The 10,406-nt window shown below is 68.4% G+C and carries 8 protein-coding genes and 1 pseudogene; 6 read left to right on the top strand and 3 right to left on the bottom strand.

Translation table 11 applies throughout. From position 1 onward, the window contains the following. Positions 1-1,363, top strand: a 1,363-nt coding sequence (locus Q8M82_RS11750; protein ID WP_305691535.1) for a UdgX family uracil-DNA binding protein, incomplete at its 5' end; no start/stop codon positions are given. Between the two features lie 246 nt (positions 1,364-1,609). Then, positions 1,610-2,371, top strand: a complete 762-nt coding sequence (locus tag Q8M82_RS11755; protein ID WP_305691536.1) for an SDR family NAD(P)-dependent oxidoreductase — start codon at positions 1,610-1,612, stop codon at positions 2,369-2,371. A gap of 255 nt (positions 2,372-2,626) precedes the next feature. Here the strand turns inward: Q8M82_RS11755 and puuE are convergent, their stop codons facing one another. Both puuE and uraH read right to left on the bottom strand, forming a co-directional pair. Then, the gene (gene puuE, locus Q8M82_RS11760) at positions 2,627-4,048 is read right to left on the bottom strand and encodes an allantoinase PuuE (RefSeq protein WP_305691537.1); all 1,422 of its coding nucleotides are present in this window, start codon (positions 4,046-4,048) and stop codon (positions 2,627-2,629) included. Positions 4,049-4,201: 153 nt separating this feature from the next. Beyond that, positions 4,202-4,555, bottom strand: a complete 354-nt coding sequence (uraH, locus tag Q8M82_RS11765; protein ID WP_305691538.1) for a hydroxyisourate hydrolase — start codon at positions 4,553-4,555, stop codon at positions 4,202-4,204. A gap of 260 nt (positions 4,556-4,815) precedes the next feature. On the opposite strand from uraH, the gene Q8M82_RS11770 reads away from it, so the two are divergent. Both Q8M82_RS11770 and Q8M82_RS11775 read left to right on the top strand, forming a co-directional pair. Beyond that, on the top strand, positions 4,816-6,048 hold the full coding sequence (locus Q8M82_RS11770; RefSeq protein ID WP_305691542.1) for a urate hydroxylase PuuD: 1,233 nt from the start codon (positions 4,816-4,818) through the stop codon (positions 6,046-6,048). Between the two features lie 190 nt (positions 6,049-6,238). Then, positions 6,239-8,737: a hypothetical protein gene (locus tag Q8M82_RS11775; RefSeq protein ID WP_305691539.1), complete on the top strand. Its 2,499-nt coding sequence runs from the start codon at positions 6,239-6,241 to the stop codon at positions 8,735-8,737. A 19-nt stretch (positions 8,738-8,756) separates the two neighbouring features. Here Q8M82_RS11775 and Q8M82_RS11780 read toward each other — a convergent pair whose 3' ends face one another. Further along, a complete protein-coding gene (locus Q8M82_RS11780; protein ID WP_305691540.1) occupies positions 8,757-9,185 on the bottom strand; it encodes a GlcG/HbpS family heme-binding protein in 429 nt (142 codons plus the stop codon). Positions 9,186-9,383: 198 nt separating this feature from the next. Here Q8M82_RS11780 and lysM point away from each other — a divergent pair, with 198 nt between their 5' ends. Both lysM and Q8M82_RS11790 read left to right on the top strand, forming a co-directional pair. Next, complete coding sequence (gene lysM, locus Q8M82_RS11785) at positions 9,384-9,821, top strand: peptidoglycan-binding protein LysM (RefSeq protein ID WP_305691541.1); 438 nt, start codon at positions 9,384-9,386, stop codon at positions 9,819-9,821. A gap of 244 nt (positions 9,822-10,065) precedes the next feature. After that, a pseudogene (locus Q8M82_RS11790) lies at positions 10,066-10,406 on the top strand (C4-dicarboxylate ABC transporter); the annotation flags it as partial.

Below are 10,406 nucleotides of genomic sequence, written 5' to 3' on the forward strand. Positions count from 1 at the left end.
CCAGTGGCAGGTGGGGACGGAGGCCTCCGGGCTCTTCGCCGGGCTGGCCGAGCCGCAGCCGCTGCCGCCGAACGGGGCGGAACTGCGCGTGCCGCGGGAGTTCGTCGAGCTGGCGGAGGGGGTGGTCTGTCAGGGCGATGCCGGGCGTTGCGAACTGCTCTACCGTCTGCTGCTGCGGCTCCAGCGCGAGCCGATGCTTGGTCACGTGGTCAGTGACGACGAGGTCCATCGCGCCCGGGCGATGGCGAAGTCGGTGCGCCGGGATCTGCACAAGATGACCGCCTTCGTGCGCTTTCGCGAGGTGGTGGGTCCCGATGGCGGGGAGGCCTTCGTCGCCTGGTTCGAGCCCGAGCACCACATCGTCGAGCGGGTCTCGCGCTTCTTCGTCGAGCGCTTCGCGGCGATGCGCTGGTCGATCCTGACGCCGCTGCGCTCGCTCCACTGGGACGGCGCGACGCTGCATCTGGGGGAGGGCGCCTCAAAAGCCGAAGCGCCGGACGACGACGCGATGGAGGCCTATTGGCGGACGTATTACGCCAATATCTTCAATCCCGCCCGACTGAAGATCAAAGCCATGAAGGCCGAGATGCCGGAGAAGTATTGGCGCAACCTGCCCGAGGCCGAACTCATCGCGCCGCTGATCGCGCAGGCCGGGCGGCGGGCGCAGGAGATGGTGGAGAAGGCTCCGACCCTGCCGCCGGAGCGGCATCTGCGGCAGATGCAACGCCTCAGGGATGCCGAGCCGGGCTCGCCCGAGACACCCGCCTCCTGGGAGCAGGCGCGGGACGCGGCGAAGGATTGTTCGCGCTGCGGGCTTTGCCTGCATGCGACGCAGACTGTGTTCGGCGAGGGGCCGCTGGCGGCGCCGGTGATGTTCGTCGGCGAGCAGCCGGGCGATCAGGAGGATCTGGCGGGGAAGCCCTTCGTTGGGCCGGCCGGGCAGGTCTTCGACCGGGTGATGGGCGAGGCCGGGCTCGACCGCAGCCGCGCCTATGTCACCAATGCGGTGAAGCATTTCAAATTCACCGTGCGGGGCAAGCGGCGCATCCATGAGCGGCCTAATGCCGGCGAGATATCGGCCTGCCGCTTCTGGCTCGGGCTGGAGCAGGAGTTCGTGAGGCCGCGGCTGGTGGTGGCGCTGGGCGCGACCGCACTGCATGCCCTGACCGGCCATCGCGGCTCGCTTTCCTCGATGCGCGAGCGCGACCTTGCGTTGGAAGACGGCACGGCACTGCTGGCGACCGTCCACCCCTCCTATCTGCTGCGCCTGCCGGACGAGGAGGCGCGCGAGCGCGAGACGGCCCGCTTCCGTGCCGATCTGGAGCGCGTCGGGTTGCTGGTGCCGGAGATGAGGGCCGCTTAGGCCGTCTTTTTACAACCGCGGGTCATCCCGGGCGACCCCTCGGGTCCGGCCTTTGGCCGGCCCAAGGACAGGCTCCGGGAGACCCGGGATCCATGCCGGAACGCTTCAGGCATGGATCCCGGGTCTTCGCTTCGCTCCGCCCGGGATGACGGCGTCGGGGTTCTGAAGGGGCGCGGCGTCAGCCGTCGCCGCGATTGACCCGCCGCCCGCCGCAGTGTCCCTTCCTGACAATCAAACGAGGAACGCATGGGCGAAGATCTGAAGGGCAAGCGTGTCTTGGTGACCGGCGCCTCGTCGGGGCTGGGCGCGCATTTCGTGCGGCTGCTGGCGGGGCAGGGCGCCAAGGTCGTCGCGGCAGCGCGTCGTGTCGAGCGGCTGGAGGAGCTGGCGGCTGCCTGCGCCAAGCTGCCGGGCCAGGTGATGCCGCTCACCCTCGACGTCGCCTCGGTCCCCTCGATTCAGGCCGGCGTGGCGGAGGCGGCGCGCCTCATGGGCGGGCTCGACGTCCTCGTCAACAACGCCGGCATCGGCGAGACGGAGGCCGCGATCTCCGTCACCGAGGCGCAGTGGGACGCGCAGCTCGACGTCAACCTGAAGGGCTGCTTCTTCGCGGCGCAGACTGCGGCGCAGGTCATGATCGAGGCGAAGCAGGGCGGGGCGATCGTCAATATCGCCTCGATCCTGGGCGAGCGGGTGACGGCGCGCGTCGTGCCCTATGCGGTCTCCAAGGCCGGGCTGATTCAGATGACCAAGGGATTGGCGCTGGAATGGGCGCGCCATGGCATCCGGGTGAATGCGCTCGCGCCTGGCTATATCGTCACCGACATCAACCGCGACTTCTTCGCCAGCGAGGCGGGCGAGGCGCTGACCAAGCGCATCCCGACCCGCCGCATCGGCGACCCCGCCGATCTCGACGGGCCGCTGCTGCTGCTCTGCTCGGAGGCCGGGCGCCACATGACCGGGGCGGTGGTCGCGGTCGATGGCGGGCATCTGGTGAGCGGGTTGTAAGTCCTCGGGCGCCACAGCAGACGGTGAAGCGCGGGGAACCCTCTCCCGTAGGGAGAGGGCAGGGTGAGGGGGCGGCCGTTTGACACCATGGCCGTGCCCTCACCGCCGCTGCGGTTGGGCTCGCACTTTGCTGGTCCAGGGGCCGACACCTCACCCCTGCCCCTCTCACTGATCTCGGGCTCCCCCGAGATCAGCACCTAGAGTATCAAAGTCGGGTGTACCCGACTTTGATGCAGGAGAGGGGTTCCCCGCGCCCTAACCACGCATGATCTCCTTCAGCCGCAGCAGCGAAATCCGCTCGACCTGTCCCAAAGCGGTCTCGAACTCGACCTCGGGCGTGCTCTGCAGCCGGGTCTCGAAGGCGGCCAGGATCGCGTCCTTGCTGGCGCCGGCCACCGCCATGATGAAGGGGATGCCGAAGCGCGCCTTGTAGGCGTCGTTGAGTTGCGTGAAGCGGGCGCGCTCGCTGGGCGCGAGGCGGTCGAGCCCGGCCGAGGCCTGCTCACCGATCGATTCCTCCGTCATCTCGCCGGCCGCGGCGAGCTTGCCGGCGAGGTCGGGATGGCCGAGCAGCAACGCCTTGAGCCTGTCGCGCGGGGCGGCGCGCATCACCTCCGCCATCGCCGCGTGCAGCGTCGCGGCGTCGTCATGGGCGGGCGTGATGCCGGCGTCGAAGGTGGCTTCGGCGATCCAGGGCGCATTTTCCCAGATCCGGCCGAAGACCTCGACGAACAGCGCCTTCGGTACGGCGGACGGGCGGTAGCCGCCGGCCGGCGGGTGATGGCGGACCCAGTGGCGGGCGATGTCGAGCCGCGTCGCGACCCAGACATCGTCATGGCTCTGGACATGGTCGAGGAAGCGCGCCAGCGCCGCGGCCCGGCCCGGCCTGCCGACGAGGCGGCAATGCAGGCCGATCGACATCATCTTCGGCGCGATCTCGCCCTCGGCATAGAGCAGGTCGAAACTGTCCTTCAGATAGGCGAAGAACTGGTCGCCGCTGTTGAAGCCCTGCGGGGTGGCGAAGCGCATGTCGTTGGCGTCGAGCGTGTAGGGCACGGCGAGCTGCGGCCCCTTCGGCCCTTCCAGCCAGTAGGGCAGCTCGTCGGCATAGACATCCGCCGTGTAGAGGAAGCCCCCTTCCGCCATCATCAGCGGCGTCGTGTTCTGCGAGGTGCGGCCCTGATAGAAACCGAGCGGGCGCTCGCCGGTGATCTCGCGCTGGATGGCGATGGCCTCCGCGATATCGGCGGCCTCGCGCTCGGCCGGCACGTCGCGATAGTCGATCCATTTCAGGCCATGGGTGGCGATTTCCCAGCCGGCCTCCTGCATCGAGGCGGCGATCTCGGGATAGCGCTGCAGCGCGCTCGCCACGGCGAAGACGGTGACCGGCATGGCCCTCTCGGAGAACATCCGCCAGAGCCGCCAGTATCCTGCCCGCGAGCCGTATTCGTAGATCGACTCCATGTTCATGTGGCGCTGGCCGGGCCAGGGCGCGGCGCCGACGATCTCGGAGAGGAAGGCCTCGGAGGCGGCGTCCCCATGCAGGATGTTGTTCTCGCCCCCTTCCTCGTAATTCACGACGAACTGTACGGCGATCCGCGCCTTGCCCGGCCAGCGCGGATGCGGCGGGGTGCGGCCATAGCCCTTGAGATCGCGGGGATAGGCAGTGTCGGTCATGGGGAGCGGTGCTCGCAAAGTGATTCAGCTGAGAGAGATAAACGTCTGACGGTGAAGGCAAGTTACGGGCCGTCATTCTCGGGCGCAGCGAAGCGCAGACCCGAGAATCTCTGGCCGGAGATGCTCGGGTCAAGCCCGAGCATGACGAGGTGCTCAGCTCCCGCGATAGGTGGTGTAGCCGTACGGCGAGCAATTGAGCGGCACATGCCAGTGCCGGCTGGTGTCGGCGATGCCGAAGCGCACCGTGACGGTTTCGAGGAAGGCGGGCTGCGGCAAGGCGACGCCGCGGCCGCGGAAATAGGGGCCGATCGCGAAATCGATCTCATAGAGGCCTGGCTGCGTCGCCTCCGGCGTCAGCAGCGGCGCGTCGGTGCGGCCGTCGGCATTGGTCATGGTGGTTGCCAGGGTTTCGGTCTTGCCGTCCGAGACACGGCGAAGGGTGATCGCCACCCCAGCGGCCGGCACGCCGCCATGGGTGTCGAGAATATGCGTCGTCAGTCCCGCCATTTCAGTCCTCTTCGATCTGCATTCCAGAGCCATCATCCTGAGGAGCAGCCTTCGGGCTGCGTCTCGAAGGATGCTCCAGTCAGCCCCATCTGGACCATCCTTCGAGACGCCGCTTTGCGGCTCCTCAGGATAAGAGCTGTGGGTGGCGGCGCGGCCACAGCCCGTTCTGCTGCGCCTGCTTGCCTGCCGCCATCAGCCGACCGTAACCTGCGTTCCTGCGAAGTCCATCGCCTGACGTGACAGGAACCCCCGCCGCAATGCTGGACGCCTATCTGATGGAATGGGGCGGCATGCTGCTGCGCTGGCTGCATGTGATCACCGCGATTGCCTGGATCGGCTCGTCCTTCTTCTTCATCCATCTCGACGCGTCCTTGCGTCCCGCCGCCGACATCCCGCCGGGAGAGGGCGGGCGCGCCTGGCAGGTCCATGGCGGCGGCTTCTACGAGATGCGGAAATATCTGGTCGCGCCCGCCGTGATGCCGGCCGAGCTGACCTGGCACAAATGGCAGGCCTACTGGACCTGGATCTCCGGCTTCTTCCTGCTGGTCTGGGTCTATTACGCGCAGTCCGAGCTCTATCTGATCGACCCGGCGGTGATGCAGCTCTCGCCGCCGGTGGCGGGCGCCATCGGCATCGCGGCGCTGGTCTTCGGCTGGCTGTTCTATGACTGGCTCTGCCGTTCGCCGCTGGGGCGCAACGACGTCGTGCTCGGGGTGCTCGGCTTTTCTTATGTGGTCGCGGCGAGCTGGGCCTTCGCCTCGGTGTTTTCGGGGCGCGGCGCGCTAATCCACACCGGCGCGCTGATGGCGACGATCATGACCGCCAATGTCTTCTTCAACATCATGCCTGGCCAGCGGAAGGTGATCGCGGCGCTGACCGCGGGCGAGAAGCCGGACCCGAAATACGGCAAGGCGGCCAAACAGCGCTCGCTGCACAACAACTACATCACCCTGCCGGTGCTGTTCCTGATGCTGTCGAACCACTATCCCGTCACCTACGCCAATTCGGGCGTGGTCCCGGTACTTGTGGCGCTGATCATCGTGGCCGGCGCACTGATCCGGCATTTCTTCAATGTCCGCCATGCCGACCATGCGAAATCGCCCTGGTGGACCTGGGCGTTGGCGCTGGTGGCGCTCTGGCTCGCCTTCTGGGTGGCGATGGCGTCCTCGCCCGGCGGGCGCGAGCGGCTCGGCCTCATGCCGCTACCGGCGAGCAAGCGGGTCATGCTCGCCGGGCTGCAGCCGCCGCCCGAGGCGGTCTCCAACATCGTCACCGGGCGCTGCGCGATGTGCCATGCGCCCGAGCCCACCTGGCCCGGCATCCAGATTCCGCCCAAGGGCGTACTGCTGCACGAGCCGGAGACGATCGCGGCCCATGCGCGGGCCATCCGCGTCCAGGCGGTAATGACCCATGCGATGCCGCCCAACAACCTCTCGGGCATGACGCCGGACGAGCGGCGGGTGCTGGCGCAATGGCTGGCCCAGGGACGCTGATCCGTACCGAGCAGCCTCAATCGCTGATCCCGGTAACTGTTCCCTCACGCTACGGCAGAGCGTGATCACGGCTGCGTGATTTCATTCAGTTTCAGTTCACCTCGCTGCGGGCATGGTCCGGCCGCTGACAGGCTGGAGGCGGGCCCCGATCCGGGGGTCGTCCAGGGCTGGCAGGGGACCGGGGGGTCCGTTGGACGCGCATTCCAAGAAGGTCGCCGGCTACGGGCTGGCTGCCGTGGCCTTCATCTGTGTCTGGGTCGTGCTGTGCTGGCCTTGGCTGTCGGGCGCGGTGACCATCCCGTTCGATGCCAAGGCGCATTTCCAGGCGCAGATCCAGTTTCTCGCGCGGGCGCTGCATTCGGGCCAGTCCCCGTTCTGGACGCACAACGTCTTCGGCGGCTCGCCGCAGGTGGCCGATCCGCAATCGCTGATCTTCTCCCCCGCGATCCTGCTGGCGCTGCTGTCGCCGGCCCCGAGCTTCCGCGCCGTCGACACCTATGTCCTGGCTCATCTGCTGGCCGGCGGCCTAGCGCTGATGATGCTGTTCCGGGATCGGGACTGGCACCCGGCCGGCGGTTTGCTGGCCGCGATCGTCTTCGCCTTCGGGGCCTCTGCGGCCTGGCGGGTGCAGCATGTCGGGCAGATCGCCAGCCTGGCCTTCTTCGCCATCGCTTTGTGGCTGACACTGCGGATGCTGCAGCGCGGTTCGCTGGCGGCAGGGGCGTTGGCGGGCCTCGCTGCCGGGTTGATGATGGTCGAACCCGACCAGGTGGCGCTGCTGGGGGCCTATATCCTGATCGGCGCGGTCGTGGCGCACTGGCTGTCGGGCGGCTGGCCGTCGCTGCGCGCCAGCCTGTTGCCGGGTGCCCTCGCGGCCGTGGTCGGCCTCGGCGTTGTTGCGCTGCCGCTGCTGTGGACCTGGCTTTTCGCCGAGGCGACGACGCGGCCCGCCGTCGATCTGGTCGAGGCGGGGCGAGGCTCGCTGCATCCGGCCTCGCTACTCACCGCCTTCGTCGCGGATCTGTTCGGCGCCCAGGATCCCAAGGTCGATTTCTGGGGCCCCTACAGCCCGAGCTGGGACGCCAAGGAGCTCTTCCTGTCGCAGAACATGGGGCAGGTCTATTTCGGGGCGCTGCCGGCGCTGCTCCTGATGGTGCCCGGGCTCAGCCGCGGCTGGCTCTGGGACAAGGGCATTCGCAGTCTGACCATCCTGTTTGCGCTGATGGTGCTGTTTGCGCTCGGCCGCTACACGCCGGCCTTTGCCGCCTTCTACCACTATCTTCCGGGCGTAAACGCCTTCCGGCGGCCTGCCGACGCCACCTTCCTGATCGGCGCCCTCGGCGCCGTCCTCGCCGGCTATGTGCTGCATCGCCTGTTCACCGAGCCGCGTCTTGGGCTGACCAAGTTCGACCTGCTCTGGGGGGGCGGGCTGGTCGCCGCCCTCGGTGCCGCTGCGCTGCTGCTGTCGGCAGAGCAAGGACGGCTTGCTGAGGCGGTCAAGCCCGTGGCGCTGGCGATGGTCTGGTTTGCGGCCGCGCTGGCCCTGCTCTACGGGCTGCGCCATCTGCGGGCGGGGCTCGGTCCGCTGGCGGCGGCGGCTTTGGTCACGGCCGTTGTCGCGGCGGATCTCGGGGTCAACAACGGCCCCAATGAATCGACCGCGCTGGCGCCCGACCTCTACGACGTTCTGCGTCCCGACACGCGCAACGAGACGGTCCAGGTGCTGAAGCGGCTGACGGCCCAGCCGGCGGGATCGCCCCGGCGCGACCGGGTGGAGCTGCTGGGGATGGGCTTCGAATGGCCCAATGCCGGCATGGTCCACGGCTTCGACCATACGCTCGGCTACAACCCCTTGCGCCTCGCCGATTTCTCGGATGCGGTCGGCACACGCGACAGCATCGCCGGGCCGGATCAGCGCAAGTTCACGCCGCTCTTTCCCTCCTATCGCTGCCGCCTCGCCAATCTCCTGGGCCTTCGCTACATCGCCTCGCCGCTGCCGATCGAGCAGGTCGACCACGCGCTGCGCGACGGCGATCTCCGGCTGATCGCCCGGACCCGGGAGGGCTATGTCTATGAAAACCCGCGCGCGCTGCCGCGGGTGCAGTTCGTCGGCGGCTGGGAGATGGCCGATTTCGATGCGATGAAGCAGAGCGGCCGCTGGCCCGAGGTCGATCCGCTGCAGACCGTTCTGCTCGAGGTCGAGCCACCCGTCGCCACGGCGGAAGGACCGGCCCAGACCCGCGCCGACGTCACGGTGCTGCGCTACGAGAACACCGAGGTCGAGGTCGAGGTCACGAGCTCCGTCGGCGGTTTCGTCGTGCTCAACGACATCTACCATCCCTGGTGGCGGGCCCGGGTCGACGGCGTCGAGACCGAGATCCTGAAGGCGAATGTGTTGTTCCGCGCCGTTCAGGTGCCGGCGGGCATGCATCGGGTCCGCTTCAGCTTCCACCCCATCGAGGGCGCCATCGCGGAGTTGCGCGAGCGCGTCAGCCCTGCACCGGTGGAGGAGGGCGAGGACCTGCTGCCGCTGCCGCCGCTGAAGGACGAGCCGCTGGTCGCCGATGGCGGCACGCTGCTGCCCTCGCTGCTCGCCGGTCCGTCGCAGCAGGTGCGCGACTCGCTGAGGCTCGGCGCGCCGACACCGTCGGCGAGCCGTGAGATGGTGTCCTCGGCGCTGGCTCATTGAGCCGCGCCGCGCGCCGGTCTCAGGCGCCGGTGTCGCCGACGAGGCCTGCGGCGGCAATTCCGGCGAGCGCTGCGGCTTCGTCATTGTCCGAGGTGTCGCCCGAAATTCCGATCGCGCCCAGCAGGGCCCCGCTGGCATCGCGAATCAGCACCCCGCCGGGCACCGGTACGAGCGAGCCGCCGACGGCATGGGTCGCCGCCTCGACGAAATAGGGGCGCTCCAGCGCCATCTTGTGCAGGGCGCGCGAGCCGATGCCCATGGCGACGGCGCCATGCGCCTTGCCGAGCGCGATCTCGCCGCGCTTCAGGCTGGTGCCGTCCTGCGCGGCGAAGAGCTTCTGCGCGCCGCGTGCGTCGAGGATGGCGATGGCGAGCGGCTTGAAGCTCGCCTCCGTGGCGTGGGCCAGGGCGGTGGCGAGGATCGTCTGGGCCTGGGCGAGGGTCAGCATCGAGAAGCTCCTGTTGGCGGTTTTGCGCGCTTGTGACAGTCGCCGCGGGCCGGGGAAAGCCCCTTCCAGATTCTTCTGCGCTGATGATCTGGGCTCCCGCTACGGCATCTCCCGCGAAAAGCACCGGCTGCGGCACGACCGCCTTGAACATGTCGGCGCAGTTGGGCTTGATGGGGTCCCAACGGATGGAGGAAACGCATGGGCCTGTTCAGTTTCATCAAGGATGCCGGAGCCAAGATCTTCGGCTCGGCCAAGGCGGCGACGCCGGACGCGCTGCAGAAGGAACTCGCCGGCCACGGCCTGCCCTCCGACGTCGCGATCACGGTCGACGGCGACAAGGTCAAGGTCACGGGCAAGGCCATGACCACCGAGGAGGCCGAGAAGATCATCCTGGCGCTCGGCAACACGGCTGGCATTTCCAGCGTCGAGTCCGAACTCATCGTCAGCAAGGAGGTGCCGGCGGCGGTGTTCTACACGGTGAAGAAGGGCGACACGCTCTGGAAGATCGCCGAGGAGCATTACGGCAAGGGCCAGGGCGCCAAACACACCGAGATCGTCAAGGCGAACTCGCCGCCGGTGAAGAACCCGGACCTGATCCAGCCCGGCTGGGTGCTGCGGATTCCGCCGCAGGCCTGAGCGCGCTGCACCGTCTCGTCACGACCGCGCCTTGCGGGGCGCGGTTTTTTCACGCGTGGCGCGCCTGTTGGACCGTCGGGACCTTGACGGATTTGGTTGCGTCGGCAACGATCTTTGCCGATCGAGAAGCGGGCGGGCGCCAGGTCCAGACTCGCCGCCGGTCGTGCTAAGCTGAAGACGCTGTCATGCGTCCGTCCCACCGGGGCGGCGCAGAGAAACAGGCGACATCCTCGGGAGGGAAGTCATGACGTTCGATCGCCGCCAATTGCTGACGGGTGCCGGCGCTGCCGTCGCCGCGCCTCTCGTGCTGCGGGCCACCCGCGCGAATGCGCAGGAGGTGACGCTGAAGATGCACCATTTCCTGCCGCCGGTCGCAGTGGGCCATGCGCGTTTCCTGAAGCCCTGGGCCGACAAGGTCGCGGCGGAGTCGAACGGCCGCATCAAGATCGACATCTTCCCCTCGATGCAGCTCGGCGGCACGCCGCCGCAGCTCTTCGACCAGGCGCGCGACGGCGTCGCCGACCTCGTCTGGACGCTGCCGGGCTATACGCCGGGCCGCTTCACCGGGCTGGAAGCCTTCGAACT

The sequence above is a fragment of the Allobosea sp. genome, assembly GCF_030694325.1.
In the GTDB taxonomy this organism is placed as follows: domain Bacteria; phylum Pseudomonadota; class Alphaproteobacteria; order Rhizobiales; family Beijerinckiaceae; genus Allobosea.

Coding starts and splice junctions, on each gene's coding strand:
- uraH (WP_305691538.1), bottom strand. CDS start 4,555: ATGGCGGGACTGACGACGCATATTCTCGACACCCATGGCGGCGTGCCG.
- Q8M82_RS11780 (WP_305691540.1), bottom strand. CDS start 9,185: ATGCTGACCCTCGCCCAGGCCCAGACGATCCTCGCCACCGCCCTGGCC.
- Q8M82_RS11755 (WP_305691536.1), top strand. CDS start 1,610: ATGGGCGAAGATCTGAAGGGCAAGCGTGTCTTGGTGACCGGCGCCTCG.
- puuE (WP_305691537.1), bottom strand. CDS start 4,048: ATGACCGACACTGCCTATCCCCGCGATCTCAAGGGCTATGGCCGCACC.
- lysM (WP_305691541.1), top strand. CDS start 9,384: ATGGGCCTGTTCAGTTTCATCAAGGATGCCGGAGCCAAGATCTTCGGC.